This window comes from Ferrovibrio sp. GW821-FHT12E11, from assembly GCF_058806975.1.
This window is the reverse complement of the sequence record NZ_JBXAQG010000001.1, coordinates 2,540,754-2,557,488: the sequence shown is the minus strand read 5'-3', so window position 1 is coordinate 2,557,488 and position 16,735 is coordinate 2,540,754. Positions and strand designations below refer to the sequence as shown.

The window sequence follows — 16,735 nt, the reverse complement described above, 5'->3', positions numbered from 1 at the left end:
CTTTGGCGGCCTGCGTATGCTCCGCCGATGTCTGGCGTTTCCTATATCCTCACCGTCTACAACAAGGCCCCGTACCTGCCGGGCGTGATCGCCGGGCTGGCAGCGCAGCAGGGCGATTTCGCCCGCGAGTTCATCTTCGTCGATGACGGCTCGACCGACGGCTCGCCCGAGCTGATCGAAAGCCTGACCGCCGGCTGGGGCAATGTGCAGGTGCTGCGCCGCGCCAATGGCGGTCCGGGCGCCGCCACCAATGCCGCCGCCGCAGCGGCACGCCACGACTTCCTAAAGATCGTCGATGGCGACGACATCCTGGTGCCGCAGGCCGGCGCCTGGCTGCTGCAGGCCCTGCAGGCGACGCCCGGCGCGGCAATGGCCTATGGTACCGGCGTGGAATACCAGGTCGGCGCGCCGGTTGTCTGGCCGACCGCCGATGACGCCATGCCGCCCAGCCGGGTGGTAGAGGATCCGCTGTCGATGCTGATCCGCAATTCCTTCATCTGCCCCAGCTTCATGATGATGCCGCGCGCGCTCTATGGCCGTGCCGGCGGCTGCGCCGTCAACAGCATCACCCAGGACTATTCGCTGCAGATCAAGGTGGCGGCGTTCGGCCGCTTCGTCGAACTGGCGGCGCCGGTGGCGCTGACACCGGCCGTCGCGCCGGGCCGGCTGTCGGCCCAGGTGCCGCGCGTGCTGCACGACGTCAATCTGACCCTGCTGGATATCCTGCGCGACAATCCGCGGCTCACCCCGGCGCAGCGCCGGCTGGCGGTGAAGCGCGCCACCGGGCGCGCGCTGCGCTATCGCCGCCGCCACGCCACCGATACGCCGCTGTGGCAGAGCTGGCTGCGCTATCTGCAGGCGCGGCTGCCGCTGCCGGTGAACGAGGCGGCGCTGATCGCCGGCGGCCTGAAGGATTTCGGCGTGCCGAGCCAGATCGACGGCTTCCGCCTCTACAAGGGCTATCCTTAAGCCGTCTTGCCGGGCTGCCAGACGGCGCTTTCGCTGACCACGTAATCGATGCGGCCTTCCTTCAGCGCGCGCAGGCATTCCGCCGGCGTGTTGATGATCGGCTCTTCATGCACGTTGAAGCTGGTGTTGATCAGCACCGGCACGCCCGACAGTTCGGCATAGGCGGTGAGGATGTCGTAATAGAGCGGGTTGTCCTGGCGGCGGATCACCTGCGGCCGGGCGGTGCCATCCACATGCACCACGGCGGGGATGCGGTCGATCCATTCCTCCTGCACCTGGCAGGTGATGGTCATGAAGCGCGCGGCATAGAGCGACTGCGGCGGCAGCTTGAAGATGCGGGTGGCATCCACGTCGCGCACCACCGGCGCAAACGGCATGAATTCCGAGCGGTCGAGGCGCTCGTTGAGCGTCTGGTTGATCTCGGCCTTCAGCGGCGCGCCCATGATGGTGCGGGCGCCGAGCGCGCGCGGGCCGTATTCCATGCCCTTGGTATAGATCGCCACCACCTTGCCGGCATTGAGCAAAGCCGCGGCGGCCTGCACCGGCTCGCTGCTGACCAGCTCCGCGCCGGCGCCGCCGAGCACCGGATCGATATCGAAACTGTAGTCGCGGCCGAGATACACATCGTCGAGCCGGTAGCGCTTCGACAGCCAGGTCTCCAGCCCGTCGCGCTCCAGCAGATGCTGCAGCACGCCGCCGGCCGCCAGGCCCTGGTCGCTCATCGCCGGATAGATGAAGACCTCATCCACCGGCAGTTCCTCGGCCAGGCGCTGGTTCAGCTTCACATTGGCGAACACGCCGCCCGAGAGGCCGAGTTTGCGCATGTCGTGCTTTTTCAGCAGCCGGCGGATCGACTCGGTGATGAAATCCTCCAGCACCTTCTGCACCGAGGCCGCGACGATCTCGCGCGGATGGCCTTCGGCCCAGCCGAAAATCCAGCGCCGCATTTCCGGATAGGACGCGAAATCGCTGTCGATGCGGCCATCGTCATCGATGCTGAAATGCGAGGCCAGCGCCGAGGCCAGCGCCGGTTCGCCGAGTGCGGCCAGGCCGGTGAGCTTGCCTTCATGCTTGTTGATGCGGAAGCCGAGCGCCTGGGTGGCATAGCCATAGGCCAGGCCGAGCGAATCGATCTTCAGCTTTTCGGTCAGGCCTTCATCGCCGCCATAGAGCGTGGCCAGCCGGCCGTATTTCAGGATGCGGTGGCTGTACTGCACATTGTCGCCGCCGCCATCGGCGGTATAGAGCAGCGCGTCCTGCCAGTCGGTATGGAACAGCGTCGCCAGCGCATGCGATTCATGGTGGTTGTAGAAGGTGAGCGGAATATTGCTGTTGCAGCCGAGGTCGCGCAGGAAGGCGGCGCTGTTGAACATGGCGGCGCTGTCGGTGCGGCCGTAGCGCACGCATTCGCGCTCCATGCTCTTGTGCTTTTCCAGGCCGACGGCCTCGCGCACGCGGTTCTCGACCAGGCGCGGCAGCGGGAAATGCTGGAAATAGCGGCTGGGGAAGGGCCCGCGCGACAACGCCACGGCACCGATATGCTCCATGCCGATGCCGGCAATCCCCAGGCATTCGGCAATCGCTTCGATGGGAATACGGCCGCCGTCGATCTTGCGGCGGGTGAAGCGTTCCAGCGCCACCGAGGCGACCATGCGGTAATCGTCGAACAGCACGGCGCAGGCGTCGTGGTAGCCCGAATGGATGCCCAGGATATACATGCCTTTACCCGTTCCTTCTGCGCTACGCGCGCAGGCTCGCGCCGCAGGCCTTTTCGGCCGCAGCGACGATCTTCTTGCCCACGGCCTCGATCTCCGCATCGGTCAGCGTCTGCTGCTGCGGTTCGAGGCGCACACTGATGGCCAGCGATTTCCTGCCTTCGGGAATCCCCGGACCGGCAAAGACATCGAAGACCGCGACGCGGCTGATCAATGCCTTGTCGGCGCCGCGCACGGCTTTCAGCAGCGTATCGGCCGGCATGGCGGCATCGACGATGAAGGCGAAGTCGCGCTCCACCGCCTGCAGTTCCGACAGCTTCAGGGCCGGCTTGGTGCGCACGCCGGGCTTGGCGCGGCTGGCCGGGATGCGGTCGAGATAGACCTCAAAGCCGACGAGAGGCCCCTTCACATCCAGCGCATTCAACGCGCGCGGATGCAGTTCGCCAAACGCCGCCAGCACGGTCTTGGGGCCGAGGCGCAAGGTGCCCGAACGGCCCGGATGGTACCAGTCGGGCGCGCCATCCATGACCATCAGCGGCGCGGTATCGACACCGGCAGCAGCAAGTGCAGCCAGCGCATCGGCCTTGGCGTCATAAGCATCGACATTGCGCGGACGCTCGCGCCAGTGGCGCGGGCCGGTCTGGCCGCGCCGGATACCGGCGGCGACCATGGCCTGGCCGTCCATGTCGGGGCTGGCATATTGCGGCCCGATCTCGAACAGCGGCACATCCATGGTGCCGCGATCCATGTTGCGTTTCGCCGCAGCGATCAGCCCCGGCAGGATCGAGGGCCGCATCGCCGCCATATCGGCACTGATCGGGTTGATCAGCAGCAGACTGGCCTGCCCGCCACCGAAGACTTCGGCTTCCGCGGTTTTGATGAAGGAATAGGTGACGGCTTCGACCAGGCCGCGCGCGGCCAGCGCGCGCTTGGCCATGCGCACGCGGCGTTGCGGAGCGGTGAGCGCCGGCGCCGGCACGGCACGCAGCGGCGGCAGCGGTTCGGCCGGGATCGCGTCGAAGCCATGAAGCCGCGCGATTTCCTCGACCAGATCGGCCTCGCCATCGATATCGGGACGCCAGGACGGCACATCGACCGACAGCACATCGCCCTTTGCCGTGACTGAGAAGCCGAGCGATTCCAGGATCTGCGTCTGCACCGCCACCGGCAAGTCGAAACCGACCAGGCCGAGCAGGCGCGTGGGGCGCAGCGTCACGGTCTTCTTCCAGTCGGGCTCGGTGCCCGCCACCACGATCTCGGAGGCTTCGCCGCCGCAGAGATCGAGGATCATCTGCGTGCCGACATCGACGCCACCCCGCACGAAGGCCGGATCGACGGTGCGCTCGAAGCGGTGGCGCGCATCGGAATGGATGCCGAGCTTGCGGCCGGTGGTGGCGGTGCGCAGCGGATCGAACCAGGCGCTCTCGATGAAGACCTCGGTGGTCTCGAACGAGCAGCCGGAATGTTCGCCACCCATCACGCCGCCGAGGCCTTCGGGGCCGGCATCGTCGGCAATGACGGTGATGGTGTCATCCAGCGCATATTCCTTGCCATCCAAGGCCAGCAACTTCTCGCCGGTCTTCGCCAGACGGGCCGTGATGTTGCCGGTGACCTTTGCCGCATCGAAGACATGCAGCGGACGGCCGAGATCGTAGGTGAAGAAATTGGTGATATCGACCAAGGCAGAAATGGGACGGAGCCCGATGGCCTTCAGACGCTGCTGCAGCCAGGCGGGAGAAGGCCCGTTCTTCACGCCGCGGATATGACGGCCGGTAAAGACCGGACAGGCCTTCTCGGCACCGGCCGGGAAATCGAGCGACACGCCAATCGGGCTTTTATAGGCACCCGGGATCGATGGCAGAGCCAGCGGCTTCAGCTTGCCCAGACCGGCAGCCGCCAGATCGCGGGCGATGCCGCGGATGCCAAGGCAGTCGCCGCGATTGGGCGTCAGCTTGATCTCGATCACCGGATCATCGAGGCCGAAGACCTTGGCCATCGGCGCGCCGAGCGGTGTGTCGAGCGGCAGATCGATGATGCCGGTGTGTTCGTCGGTGAGGCCCATCTCGCGTTCGGAGCAGAGCATGCCGTTGGAGGCGACGCCGCGGATAGTGGCGGCCTTGAGCAGCAACTGCGTGCCCGGCACCGTAGAACCAACAGGCGCGAAGATGCCCTTCATGCCGGCGCGCGCATTGGGTGCGCCGCAGACGACCTGGAAGGTTTCGATACCGGTATAGACTTCGCAGACCCGCAGCTTATCGGCATTGGGATGCGGTTCGGCCTTCTTCACCTCGGCGACGATGAAAGGCGCGAAGACGGCGGCACGATCCTCGATGCCTTCCACTTCCAGGCCGATGCTGGTCAGCTTGGCGGCGATCTGGTCGAGCGAGGCCGTGGTGTCGAGATGGGTTTTGAGCCAGGCGAGCGTGAACTTCATCGGGCGACTCCCTGGCCCAGCGTGGGCAGGTCGAGCGGCACGAAGCCGTAATGCTTGAGCCAGCGCAGATCGGCGTCGAAGAAACCGCGCAGATCGGGAATGCCGTATTTCAGCATGGCGATGCGGTCGATGCCCATGCCGAAGGCGAAGCCCTGCCATTCATTGGGATCGAGGCCGCAATGCTGCAGCACCTTCGGATTGACCATGCCGGAGCCGAGGATTTCGAGCCAGTCGTCTCCCTCGCCCACGCGCAGCACGCCGCCCTCGCGCGAGCAGTTGATGTCGACTTCCGCCGACGGCTCGGTGAAGGGGAAATAGCTGGGGCGGAAGCGCATCTTCACCTTGTCGGTCTCGAAGAAGGCCTTGCAGAATTCGGTCAGCACGCCTTTCAGATGGCCCATATGGGTGGCGCGGTCGATCACCAGACCCTCCACCTGATGGAACATCGGCGTATGGGTCATGTCGTAGTCGCTGCGATAGGTGCGGCCCGGCACGATGATGCGATAGGGCGGCGGACCGCCCTGCATGGTGCGCACCTGCACCGGCGAGGTATGGGTGCGCAGCACCATCTGTTCGCCGTCCTGGCGCTGCGGCAGATAGAAGGTGTCCTGCATCTGACGCGCCGGATGCTCGGCCGGCATGTTCAGTGCCGTGAAATTGTGGAAGTCGTCCTCGATATCCGGACCTTCGGCAATGCTGAAGCCCATCGCGGCGAAAATCTCGGTGATCTCGTCGATCACCTGGCTGACCGGATGAATGCGGCCTTGCTGCTCGGGCCCGTCGTTGAGCGGCAGCGTCATATCCAGCGTTTCCGCCTTCAGCCGCGCATCGATCGCCGCATCGCCCAGCGTGACCTTGCGCGTCTCGATGGCGGCGGTGAGCCGATCCTTCACTTCATTCAGCTGCGTGGCGCGCGCCTTGCGGTCGTCGGGCGCGAGCGCGCCGAGTTCCTTCATGGCGGCCGAGAGCCAGCCCTTCTTGCCGAGCACGGCAAGGCGGGCGTCTTCGAGCGCATCCAGGCTCTGCGCGGCGGTGACGGCGCTTTCGGTTTCAGCGGCCAGTCGGGCGATCTCGGTCATCGTTCCTCAGGATTCTTTAAGCAACAAGAAGATCGAAGCAGGCAAAACAAAGGGGGCCGTGATGACGGCCCCCTTCGCAAACGGTTCGCTTTGAATAACTGGCGAGTGCGGGCCGATCAGGCCGCCGCGGCAGGCAGGGCCGCTTTGGCCTGCGCCACCAGGGCGTTGAAGGACTCGGGCTCGTGCACCGCGAGATCAGCAAGAACCTTGCGGTCGATCTCGATGCCGGCGAGCGCGAGGCCGTTGATAAATCGGCCGTAGGTCAGACCCTGTTCGCGGGCCGCAGCGTTGATGCGCTGGATCCAAAGCGAGCGGAAATTGCGCTTCTTGGCGCGACGGTCGCGGAACGCATACTGCAGTCCCTTTTCGACCTTCTCGATCGCGACGCGGAAGACGGTGGAATTGCGACCCCGATAGCCTTTGGCGGCCTTCAGGACCTTCTTGTGGCGGGCATGGGCGGTAACGCCGCGCTTAACTCGTGACATAGCAGTCTCTCCTCAGCTCAGGCGTTTGGCAGGTAGTTCTTGATGATCTTGCGCGCATCGCCTTCGAACACCACGGCGGTGCCGCGATGATTCCGGATCTGCTTGTTGGTGCGCTTGATCATGCCGTGACGCTTGCCCGCATGGGCCCGCTTCACCTTGCCGGTCGCCGTGAGCTTGAAGCGCTTCTTGGCCGAGCTCTTGGTCTTCAACTTGGGCATTTCATAACCTCCGAAGGTATGGAGTGATCTTCAAGGCGAACTCGGCAGCCCTTCAGCCGGAACGCCCGATACGAGGGGCGGTTTGTAGCGACCCCGCCGGCGCTTGGCAAGCCGCTTTGCCCGGCTTTTGCGAGGGATTTCAGGGCCCCGGCCGCACCGGCCCGACCCTGGCCCGGGCCACCGGCCGCCGGGCTGGCGCCGCCCGGCCGGACTCCGCCCCGCCGCGGGCGGATGATCCCGTTTTGCCCCTGCCGACACCCCCGCCGAGTCGCCCTCCGGACCCTGCATAATACCCGCCAAGGGCGAAATACAGACGCGGTTCGCGTGTAGACAAAAGAGCCTTGCGATAAACACAAAACCGTTATGATAGCCTTGAATAACAAAAGGGTTTTACCCATATGACCGATAGAGGGCAGGCCCGGAAAATCAGCAGTTTCCACCCGCTGAACGTGATTGTCGCACCATGAGGTTTCGCGCTTGCAAAACAGGGAACGGCCGCTAGTATCACGCGGGTTCGCGGTACCCCCGCCGGACGCCGCCGTACCAACCCTGGCTTCCGTGACAAGCCCTACGCCTCACCGCCGCGCCAACCGCGCTGCCGGACGCGGTGGATTTGTCGCCCAAGACTGGATTGCCGTCGTTACGTCCCGGATGAACCCTCACCGCGTGACCAAAGATTGCAGATGATGTTGAACACCGTCCAATTCTCGCAGCTCGACCTCGTTGAACCCATCCAGCGTGCGCTGACGGCTGAAAAGCATGTCGCGCCGACGCCGATCCAGGCGAAAGCGATTCCGCATCTTCTGCAGGGCCGCGACCTGCTGGGCCAGGCCGAAGCCGGCGCCGGCAAGACCGTCGCCTTTACCCTGCCGATCCTGCAGCATCTCTCCATCGATCGTCATCCGGCCGGCCCGCGCAAGGCCCGCGCCCTGATCCTGACGACGTCGCGCGAGCGCGTGCAGCATATCCAGGAAAGCTTCCGCGCTTATGGCCGCTTCGTGCGCCTGAGCCAGGCCACCGTTTATGAAGGCCCCGGCAAGGCGGCCCAGGCCCAGGCGATGAGCCGCGGCATCGACATCCTGATCGGCACGCCCGGTCGCGTCGTCGAGCTGATCAATGCCGGCCAGCTTGAGCTGAACAAGCTCGAGATCATGGTGCTGGACGAGACCGACCGCATGCTGGAACTCGGCGTGACCAACGAGCTGCGCGCCATCTTCGAGGCCGCGCCGACCGAGCGCCAGACCATCGTCTTCGCCACCACGCTGCCCGCCGAGATCAAGCAGCTGGCCGATAACCTGCTGACCGATCCGGTCACGGTGCTGACCAATCCGCCGGCCCCGCGCCTGATCAACACCGCCCAGTCGGCCCGCATCCGCGACACCGAAGCCCGGCGCCGGGTGCGCGACCTGCTGCCCGAACGGATGGCCGGCCGGCGCTAAGCGCCGCAATCCATTACCAAAAATCTACCTGCCTGCAGCGCCCGCCTTACCAGCGGGCGCTTGCTTATGGGCAAACCATGCGCCAGATTTATCCACAGGCAGCCCCGTCCGGGGCCGTCAGCTGTGCCCGGCGGCCAGAAACGGTTTATCAACCAGGTCGCTGTTACAGACGTATGACGTCAAGACCTTTGGATACGGCGTTGGTGACGAAGGACAATATCGAACAGACCGAGGATATGTCCTGGCGCGACAAGCTGCGCGCCTGGTGGCATGGCGACGACTATGCCATGCAGCATGCGGTGCAGGACTACACCACGCGGCCGGCCGAACTGCCGGTCGAGGTGGACGAGACGCCGAAGGAAATCCCCAGCATCGAGAAATGGACGGCGCGCCGCCTGCAGGTGGCGCAGAAGCTGTTCGGCGAGGGTTTCAACACGCCCGGCGGCGAAGAGCTGATGAAGCCGCTGACCGCGCCGCTCGGCCTCAATCCCAATATGTCGATCACCGAACTGGGCTGCGGCATGGGCGGCATGACCCGGCTGATGGCGCGCGACAACCTGTGGATCGACGCCTACGAGCCTGACACGGACCTGGCTGACCAGGCGATCAACCTGGCGAAAAGCCAGGGCGTGAAACAGCGCACCAATATCAAGACCACGGCGCTCGACAGCCTGCAGTTCAAGCGCAAGAGCATCGACGTCTTCCTGTCGAAGGACGGGCTGATGAGCGTGCAGGACAAACGCCTGCTGCTGGCCAAGATCCGCGCCGCGATGAAGCCGAACGGCCAGCTGATGTTCACCGACTTCCTGCTCACCGGCTCGCCGGAAAGCCGCGTCTATGAAGTCTGGTGGGACCGCGAGCCGGTGAAGCCGCATCTGCTGACGCCGGAAGGCCTGCAGGCCGAGCTGGAAAGCCTGAACTTCATCATCTGCTACATGGAAGACGTCACCGAGGATCTGAAGCGCGCGGTGATCGAATCCTTCGGCCGCTATGCCGAAGAAGTGAAGCTGCGCGGCAAGGCGGTCGACGAGAACGAGCGCGAATGGGCGATCACCGAGGGCGAGCATTGGGCAATCCGGCTCAGCGCCATGGATGCCAATGTGATCCGGCAGTACCGCATCTTCTGCCGCGTGGTCGACTAGGCCGGCTTTTTCAGAATCAGCCAGACGGCCACGGCCGCCGGCAATCCGAACACCACCAGATGCACCAGCAATTCGGCCTGTACCGAATAGCCGGCCTGCGTGACGCCGATATAGCCATTGTAGAATGACACCGCCGCCCAGACCGGCAGGAAGACGCGCGGCCCGTTCAACACGGGCCGGCCGGCGCGGCGGTTGAGCACGCGCGCGACCAACCAGAGCGCGGCCAGCACGGCAAAGCCGATCACCGTCATCTTCAACATATGCATGGCCACCCCCCCTTTGATGCCGGACCAGTCTACAACGAAAAAGGGCCGCATCACTGCGGCCCTTCGCTGTGGAAGAGGGTCCTGCGCCCTAGAACTTCACCGCTTCGCCTGGCTGCAGGCTGATCACCTTGGTCGAACTGCGGCCCAGGGCGGCGATGAATTCCTCCGGCGTGCCTTTTCCAAGTGGATTGGCACCGTAATGCATCGGGATGGCGTATTTCGGCTTGAGGTAGTCCCGGATCGCCAGCGCCGCGCCCTGCGGGTCCATGGTGAAGTTGCCGCCGATCGGGATCAGCACCAGATCGGGCTTGTAGCGCTCGGCGATCAGCTTCAGGTCGCCGAACACGTCGGTATCGCCCATGTGATAGATCTTGAAGCCGTTCTCCATCTCCAGCACATAGCCGACCGGCTCGCCGCCGTAATGGCTATGCGACTTGCCGGCCTCGTCGCGATGCACATAGACCGAGGAATGCTCGGCATGGGTCGCCGTCACCTTGATGCCGGGCACCGGCTGCACCGTGCCGCCCTTGTTGAAGCGCGGCAGCTTGTCGGGCGGCAGTACGCCGAGCGTGGTCAGCACCTGGTTCAGGTCGCCCGGCGCGTACATCGGGATGTTGTTCAGCTTCGCCAGTTCCGGCGCATCGGCAATATGGTCGCCATGACCATGGGTGACGAACAGCGCATCGACCTTGCCAAGCGATGCCGGATCCTTGAAACCGGCCGGCGTCTTGGGGTTGGCGCGCAGCCAGGGATCGACCACGATCACCTTGCCGCCCGGGCTGGTGATGCGGAAGGCGGCCTGGCCGAGCCAGAGCACATCCGTCTTGCCGTCCTGCGCCGCCGCATGGCCGGCGACCAGCAGCAGCATGATGGCGCCCAGAAAACCTCGCATGTTTTACTCCCTGACTGATGTGGTGGATTAGTCGATCTGTACGGCGGCGGCCTTGAGGATCGGCCGCCAGCGTGCGATTTCGCTGACAATCATCTGACCGAAGCGATCCGGCGTCAGCGGATCGGCTTCGGCGCCTTCCGATTCCAGGCGGGCGCGCATCTGCGGCGTTTCCATGGCCTGATTGATCACGGCATTCAGCCGGGCGACGATAGCGGCGGGCGTACCGGCCGGCGCCACGATGCCATACCACTGGTCGGCCTCGAATCCCGGATAGCCGCTTTCCGCCACCGTAGGCAGATCGGGATAAGCCGTCATGCGCCTGGCGCTGGAAACGGCCAGGGCGCGCAGGCGGCCGCCGCGCACATGTGCCACCAGCGCCGTTGCACCGGTGAAGCCAAGCTGGATTTCGCCTGACAGCAGATCGGTGACGAAGGGCGCCGTGCCCTTGTAGGGCACATGCACCATGTCGGTGCCGGTGACATGCTTCAGATATTCGGTGGTGATATGCGCTGCAGAGCCGTTGCCGCCGGAGCCATAGGCGAGACTGCCGGGTTTGGCCTTCGCGGCAGCCACCAGTTCGGCCAGACTGCTGACCGGGTTTTTCGCATTCACCACCAGGATATTCGGCACCCGCGCCACGAAAGCGACCGGCGTGAAGCTTTTCACCGGATCGTATTGCAGCTTTGGATAGAGCGAAGGATTGATCGCCAGCGTGCCGATATGGCCCATCAGCAGCGTGTAGCCATCGGCGGGCGCACGCGCCACGGCTTCGGCGCCCAGGCTGCCGCCGGCGCCGGCGCGATTATCGACGATCACGCTCTGGCCCAGAGCCGACTGCAGGCGCGTGCCGATTTCACGTGCCAGGATGTCCGTGGTGCCGCCCGGCGTGAAAGGTACGACCAGGGTGATCGGCCGCTGCGGATAATCCTGTGCCTGTGCCGACAGCACCAGCATGATCAGCGCCAGGACGGCGCCAGCGAAACGCAACGATAGCGGCATAAGCTCTTGGCATCCGGCGGGCCGATGCCGCGGCCGGATGATCTCCTCCCTGATTCCTCTGTTATACGCAGAGTGCTGGGGCCGGACGGCATGAGGCAAATGACATTAATTGCTCGACCGATGAATGGGGCGCATGGATGCAGCGCCGACATCGCACCGGAGGGATAACGAAAAAGGGCCGCATCGCTGCGGCCCTTCTGAATCGTCGGATGGCGCTGTGGCTTACGCCAGCTTGGCCTTCACATCGCTGATGGCGCGATCGACCTGCGTGGCCGCCGCCGCACCCTGCAGCGACTGCGTCAGCACCTGGGCAGCGGCGGCAATCGCCACCTCCACCGCGGTGTCGCGCACATCCTGCAGCGCATGCTTTTCGGCCTGGGCGATCTTGGCCTCGGCCTGCTTGCGACGACGCTCGAGGCTGGTCTTCAGATCGGCCTCGGCCTGGGCCGCGATGGCCTTCGCCTCGGCCTGGGCCGCGGCGACGATCTCTTCGGCTTCGCGCAGCGCGTTGGCCTGCTTGCGCTGATACTCGGCAAACAGGGCCTGCGCATCCTTGTGCAGCTTCTCGGCCTCGTCCAGTTCCCGCTTGATGCGGACAGCGCGCTCGTCGAGCTGCTGCAGCACCTTGCCGGGCACCTTCAGATAGATGACCAGAGCCAGGAACAGGATCAGGGCGACCATCACCCAGAATGACGTATCGTGCAGCATGGCTGTGTCTCCGATCCGTCAGTTCTTCTTCGCGGCGAGCGCCTGCGCGACGGCGGCATTCACCGCGTCGTTGGCCGGCGCCGTGCCGCTCAGGCGGGCGACAACATCGGAAGCCGCATCCACCGCAACCGCGCTGAGCGAGGCGAGCGCCTGCTGCTTGGCCGTGGCGATCCGGGCTTCCGCCGTCTTGGTCTGCTCGTTGATCTCGGCTTCCACCTTGGTGCGCAGGGCAGCGGCCTCGGCCGCCAGCTTGGCACGGGTGTCGCCGGCGATGCCCTGAGCCTTGGCGCGGGCCGTGGCCAGCGCCTGCTCGTACTGGGCGATCGCAGCTTCCGTCTCGGTCTTCAGCCGGGCAGCCTCTGCCAGATCGGTCTCGAGGCGCTTGGCGCGCCCCTCGACCACATCAGCCACGCGCGGCAGCGCCAGCTTTGCCATCAACAGATAGAGGATGACAAAGGTGATCGCCAGCCAGACGAGCTGGGGCAGGAAGGTGGCTGTTTCGAGCTGAGGCATTTAACTCAGACGAACAGGATCAGCAGTGCGATCAGCAGGGCGAAAATGCCGAGCGCTTCGGTCACGGCGAAGCCCAGCATCAGGTTGCCGAACAGCTTCGGAGCGGCGCCCGGGTTGCGGAGCGCGCCATTGAGGAAGTTCGCGAAGATCAGACCCACGCCGATCGCCGCGCCGCCCATGCCGATCGCCGCGATGCCGGCACCGATCATCTTTGCTGCAGCAAGATCCATGATACTCATCCTTCTTTCTAGGTTTGAACTGATAGGTTGAACTAAAGAACTGAACTCAGTGGTGTTCCATGTTGACCGCTTCGGCCAGGTAGAGGCAGGTCAGGATCGCGAAGACATAGGCCTGCAGGAACGCGATCAGGAATTCCAGTGCGGTCAAAGCCGTGACCATGATCAGCGGCAGGATGCCGCTGGCCGAGAGCACGCCGCCCATGCCGATCATCGAGATGATGAAGCCGGCGAAGACCTTCAGGGTGGTGTGGCCCGCCAGCATGTTGGCGCAGAGACGAAGCGACAGCGAGATCGGGCGCGAGAGATACGAGATGATCTCGATCGGCACGATGATCGGCGCCAGCCACATCGGCACGCCGGCCGGCATGAAATGGGTGAAGAAGTGGATGCCGTTGCGGGCAATGGCGATCAGGGTGATGGCCAGGAAGACGAAGATGGCCAGCGCGAAGGTGACGATGATGTGGCTGGTGACGGTGAAGCTGTAGGGCATCATGCCGAGCATGTTGCTGAACAGCACGAAGACGAACAGCGTGAAGATGAACGGGAAATACTGGCGGCCGTTGGGGCCGACATTCTCGCGCACCATATTCTCGACGAAGCCGTAGGTGAGTTCGGCCACCGACTGCAGACGGCCCGGCACCAGGCTCTTCTGGCGCATGCCGTAGATCATCAGGAACGCGGCGCAGACAACGGCCAGAACCATGAAGGCCGAAGCGTTGGTGAAGGAGAAGGCCTGCAACTGGCCGCCTTCACCGCAGAAGGCGATGCACTTGACCTTGAATTGATCGAGCGGGCTAGCAGCCACGTTATTCCCCTTCTGTCTTCTTCGCGTTGCCGGCGGCTTCCGCCTCCTGGCCGCGCTGCATGATCATCGCGGTGCGGATCGCCGACCACATGGCCGTGGCGACCCCCAACAGAATAAAACCGAGCAGACCCCACGGTGCGGTGCCCAGCCAGCGGTCGAGCCACCAGCCGATGAAGAGCGACACGACCACCGCCGCGACCATCTCGATGGCCAGCGACCAGGCCTTGCCCACTGCACGCATGGCGCGGGGGTCGGCATCCGGGCGGCGACCTGCCGCCTCGACTGCCTTCCGCTCGCGCACCGTTTCCAGACCTTCGCCCAGGCGCGCCAGGGCGGGATCGGAGAGTCCGCTGCTCTCGGGAGGGGTCTTGTCCTGTTCGGCCATGCACGAGGCTCCGGCGCCAGAAAAGAGAAACACCCCCCAGAAAGCGCCGGCACCATAGGAACAGGGTGCTGGGGCGTCAAGCTGCGGCGGGGCCTCGACAGATTTGCGAATCGGTTGCATCTGCCAAATCAACCCATTTGCAACACTAGGGTTTTTCTGGGCTATTACCGAAAGCCGGCGGGCGCCGATTGCTCTTTGCCCGACCGCCGTCTTGGGCTGCGCCGAGGCTGCGACAATCCGCCGCAGCACCAGACCTAGGGCTGTGCGGCCGGCAGATCGGCGCAGGGATAGAGGGTCACCTCGCCCTGGATGGCGGCGATATTGGCGATCTGCGGCTGCTGGCCGAGCTTGTACAGAGTGATCCCGAACACGCCATAGGGGCTGCCATCGGGATTGCACAGCGGCACGATCAGGCGTTCGGCGCTCTGCTCAAGCCGGCCGGGCGGGGCAATGCGCCGGCGGCTGGTCTGGATTGCCGGCAGCTCCAGCATCCGGCGGTACAGGGCCGGGACCCGGGCGGCCATGGCGGGCGGCATCAGTTCGCTGGTGCGGCGGCCGATCAGGCTGCGGCCCCAGGCCTGGTTGACCCGGTCGCCGGCCAGCGTGCAGAGGAAATCCTCCTCGCCGGGCAGATACTGGTAAATCCACACATGGGGCAGGCAGTCGCGGATCTGCGCCGGATCGATGGCGGCGCGCGGCGCCATCAGGGGATTGGGACTGCCGCTGCGGCCACCGGCCCAGTGCCGCAACAGGCGCAGGAAGCGCCCATCAGCAAAGGACGGCCACTGGCCCTTCGGCCCGGTGACGTCTTCGCGGACCTCGTCACCGGCCCCCGCCGGCGGGCCGGCATGCCGTGCCGTGACGGCCATTTCCTGAAACATCATCGCCCCCGCCTTTTGATTTTATCCCGCCATGAAACCACCGGCGCGGGTGCGGCCACAATAACCCCCGGGGGTGGGGGGCAGGGCCGGTCAGGATTCGGGCAGGGTCTGGGGCAACGCGGCGCAGGGATAATAGACCACATGCCGCCCGACCTGGGGCGGATGCTCGGCCTGGGTGACCGGATCGAAGTGGTACAGCGACAGGCCGAAAATGCCATAGGGCCGGCCATCCGCGTCGCTGACCGGCACCACCAGGCGTTCGGCCGCCTTTTCCTGGCGGTCGGCCGGCGAAATACGGCGATGGCTGACATGCAGCGCCGGGGTCAGCACGATGCGGCGGTAAATCTCCTGAGCGACGGCGGCGCTGTCGGCGGGCATGAAATCCTGTGGCGTCTTGCCGATCAGGCTCTGGCCCCAGGCCTCGTTGACCCGCTCGCCGGCCAGGGTGCAGACGAAGCGGTCTTCCTCGGCGCGATACTGGAACAGCCAGACATCGGGCAGGCAGGATTTCAGCTCGATCGGATCGATCGCACTGCGCGGCATCATCGCGCCAAGTTTGCCGTCCATCATGGGGCGGCGCTCGGCCCAGTGGCGCAGGAACAGAGTCAGCTGCGGATTGGCGAAAGATGGCCAAACGCCAGCCGGAGCGATATCACCGCTGGCTTCGGAGGAAGGGAATTGCTGCATCACCGCTTATGCTAGGCGAGTGCCCCACGGCCGTCGAGGTACAGAAGCGGTAACGTGTCTCAACCGCAGGTGCGGCCCAGGAAATTACGATGTGCCGCAGGTGCGGCACTGGGAATCAAGATGTGCCGCAGGTGCGGCACTGGGGATCGCGGCGCAGGCGGACGGTGCGGACATCGCCGCGCAGGGCGTCATAAAGCAACAAGCGGCCGGAAAGACTGTCGCCCAGAGCGAGGATTTCCTTGACCACTTCCAGCGCCTGCAGGCTGCCCATCACGCCGCCCAGCGCACCCAGCACGCCGGCTTCCGAACAGGCCGGCACGCTGCCCGGCGGCGGCGGCTCGGGGAAGACGCAGCGATAGCAGGGATGCGGCGCGCCCAGATGCGCCTTGAAGGTGGAAAGCTGGCCATCGAAGCGCAGCATCGCCGCCGTCACCAGCGTCTTCTTCAGGCGGTAGCAGGTGTCGTTGACCAGGAAACGCGTGTCGAAATTGTCGCTGCCATCGGCAACGATATCGTAGGCGCCGATCAGCGCATCGGCATTTTCCGGCGTCAGCCGTTCGGTATGCTCGACCACGCGCACATGCGGATTGAGCGACGCGATGGCCACCGCAGCGCTTTCGGTCTTGCGGCGGCCGATATCCTCGGTGCCATGCAGAACCTGACGCTGGAGATTGGACAGCGACACGGTGTCGTCATCGACGATGCCGAGCGTGCCGATGCCGGCCGCCGCCAGATACAGCAGCAATGGCGAGCCGAGGCCACCCGCGCCGATCACCAGCACGCGCGCGGTCTTCAGCGCCTGCTGCCCGGCACCGCCGACCTCCGGCAGGATGATATGCCGTGAGTACCGCTCCAGCTCGTCCTTGCTGAACACAGCGC

At 65.1% G+C, this 16,735-nt stretch carries 19 protein-coding genes; 3 read left to right on the top strand and 16 right to left on the bottom strand.

The window, feature by feature from the left end; genetic code table 11:
• Nucleotides 1-27: 27 nt before the first annotated feature.
• The gene (locus tag AC1ROT_RS12845) at nucleotides 28-969 is read left to right on the top strand and encodes a glycosyltransferase family 2 protein (protein ID WP_492999424.1); all 942 of its coding nucleotides are present in this window, start codon (nucleotides 28-30) and stop codon (nucleotides 967-969) included.
• On the opposite strand, the gene AC1ROT_RS12840 is transcribed toward AC1ROT_RS12845, so the two are convergent.
• The 5 genes from AC1ROT_RS12840 to rpmI form a co-directional block, all read right to left on the bottom strand.
• Nucleotides 966-2,687, bottom strand: coding sequence for a carbamoyltransferase C-terminal domain-containing protein (locus AC1ROT_RS12840; protein ID WP_492999422.1), 1,722 nt, complete (start codon nucleotides 2,685-2,687; stop codon nucleotides 966-968). The genes AC1ROT_RS12845 and AC1ROT_RS12840 overlap by 4 nt on opposite strands.
• Before the next feature lie 22 nt (nucleotides 2,688-2,709).
• Nucleotides 2,710-5,118, bottom strand: a complete 2,409-nt coding sequence (gene pheT, locus AC1ROT_RS12835) for a phenylalanine--tRNA ligase subunit beta (protein WP_492999421.1) — start codon at nucleotides 5,116-5,118, stop codon at nucleotides 2,710-2,712.
• The gene (pheS, locus tag AC1ROT_RS12830; protein WP_492999420.1) at nucleotides 5,115-6,197 is read right to left on the bottom strand and encodes a phenylalanine--tRNA ligase subunit alpha; all 1,083 of its coding nucleotides are present in this window, start codon (nucleotides 6,195-6,197) and stop codon (nucleotides 5,115-5,117) included. The genes pheT and pheS overlap by 4 nt, the downstream gene beginning before the upstream one ends.
• A 116-nt stretch (nucleotides 6,198-6,313) precedes the next feature.
• Complete coding sequence (gene rplT / locus AC1ROT_RS12825) at nucleotides 6,314-6,682, bottom strand: 50S ribosomal protein L20 (RefSeq protein WP_492973390.1); 369 nt, start codon at nucleotides 6,680-6,682, stop codon at nucleotides 6,314-6,316.
• A gap of 17 nt (nucleotides 6,683-6,699) precedes the next feature.
• Nucleotides 6,700-6,900 (bottom strand): 50S ribosomal protein L35, encoded by a 201-nt coding sequence (gene rpmI, locus AC1ROT_RS12820; protein WP_144068321.1) that lies wholly within the window; start codon nucleotides 6,898-6,900, stop codon nucleotides 6,700-6,702.
• A 683-nt stretch (nucleotides 6,901-7,583) separates the two neighbouring features.
• Here rpmI and AC1ROT_RS12815 point away from each other — a divergent pair.
• Together AC1ROT_RS12815 and AC1ROT_RS12810 are read left to right on the top strand one after the other, a co-directional pair.
• Entirely contained in the window at nucleotides 7,584-8,339 is a 756-nt protein-coding gene (locus AC1ROT_RS12815) for a DEAD/DEAH box helicase (RefSeq protein WP_492973391.1), read from the top strand.
• 203 nt (nucleotides 8,340-8,542) lie between these two features.
• Complete coding sequence (locus AC1ROT_RS12810) at nucleotides 8,543-9,481, top strand: class I SAM-dependent methyltransferase (RefSeq protein WP_492999419.1); 939 nt, start codon at nucleotides 8,543-8,545, stop codon at nucleotides 9,479-9,481.
• Here the strand turns inward: AC1ROT_RS12810 and AC1ROT_RS12805 are convergent.
• The 11 genes from AC1ROT_RS12805 to AC1ROT_RS12755 form a co-directional block, all read right to left on the bottom strand.
• Nucleotides 9,478-9,747 (bottom strand): hypothetical protein, encoded by a 270-nt coding sequence (locus AC1ROT_RS12805; RefSeq protein WP_492999417.1) that lies wholly within the window; start codon nucleotides 9,745-9,747, stop codon nucleotides 9,478-9,480. The two genes, AC1ROT_RS12810 and AC1ROT_RS12805, sit on opposite strands and share 4 nt — an antisense overlap.
• An 88-nt stretch (nucleotides 9,748-9,835) precedes the next feature.
• Complete coding sequence (locus AC1ROT_RS12800; RefSeq protein WP_492973394.1) at nucleotides 9,836-10,639, bottom strand: metal-dependent hydrolase; 804 nt, start codon at nucleotides 10,637-10,639, stop codon at nucleotides 9,836-9,838.
• Between the two features lie 27 nt (nucleotides 10,640-10,666).
• Nucleotides 10,667-11,638 carry a Bug family tripartite tricarboxylate transporter substrate binding protein gene (locus tag AC1ROT_RS12795; protein WP_492973395.1) on the bottom strand — a complete coding sequence of 324 codons (972 nt, stop codon included), beginning with the start codon at nucleotides 11,636-11,638 and terminating at the stop codon, nucleotides 10,667-10,669.
• A gap of 222 nt (nucleotides 11,639-11,860) precedes the next feature.
• A complete protein-coding gene (locus tag AC1ROT_RS12790) occupies nucleotides 11,861-12,346 on the bottom strand; it encodes a F0F1 ATP synthase subunit B family protein (protein ID WP_492973396.1) in 486 nt (161 codons plus the stop codon).
• An 18-nt stretch (nucleotides 12,347-12,364) separates the two neighbouring features.
• Nucleotides 12,365-12,859, bottom strand: coding sequence for a F0F1 ATP synthase subunit B family protein (locus AC1ROT_RS12785; protein ID WP_492973397.1), 495 nt, complete (start codon nucleotides 12,857-12,859; stop codon nucleotides 12,365-12,367).
• A gap of 5 nt (nucleotides 12,860-12,864) precedes the next feature.
• Nucleotides 12,865-13,089 carry a F0F1 ATP synthase subunit C gene (locus AC1ROT_RS12780; RefSeq protein WP_341978682.1) on the bottom strand — a complete coding sequence of 75 codons (225 nt, stop codon included), beginning with the start codon at nucleotides 13,087-13,089 and terminating at the stop codon, nucleotides 12,865-12,867.
• A 55-nt stretch (nucleotides 13,090-13,144) separates the two neighbouring features.
• Complete coding sequence (locus AC1ROT_RS12775; protein ID WP_492973398.1) at nucleotides 13,145-13,903, bottom strand: F0F1 ATP synthase subunit A; 759 nt, start codon at nucleotides 13,901-13,903, stop codon at nucleotides 13,145-13,147.
• 1 nt (nucleotide 13,904) lies between these two features.
• On the bottom strand, nucleotides 13,905-14,288 hold the full coding sequence (locus AC1ROT_RS12770; protein ID WP_492973399.1) for an AtpZ/AtpI family protein: 384 nt from the start codon (nucleotides 14,286-14,288) through the stop codon (nucleotides 13,905-13,907).
• A gap of 254 nt (nucleotides 14,289-14,542) precedes the next feature.
• The gene (locus AC1ROT_RS12765; protein WP_492973400.1) at nucleotides 14,543-15,172 is read right to left on the bottom strand and encodes a PAS domain-containing protein; all 630 of its coding nucleotides are present in this window, start codon (nucleotides 15,170-15,172) and stop codon (nucleotides 14,543-14,545) included.
• 87 nt (nucleotides 15,173-15,259) lie between these two features.
• A complete protein-coding gene (locus tag AC1ROT_RS12760; protein WP_492999416.1) occupies nucleotides 15,260-15,856 on the bottom strand; it encodes a PAS domain-containing protein in 597 nt (198 codons plus the stop codon).
• Between the two features lie 115 nt (nucleotides 15,857-15,971).
• Complete coding sequence (locus tag AC1ROT_RS12755; RefSeq protein ID WP_492999415.1) at nucleotides 15,972-16,730, bottom strand: HesA/MoeB/ThiF family protein; 759 nt, start codon at nucleotides 16,728-16,730, stop codon at nucleotides 15,972-15,974.
• Between the last annotated feature and the right edge of the window lie 5 nt (nucleotides 16,731-16,735).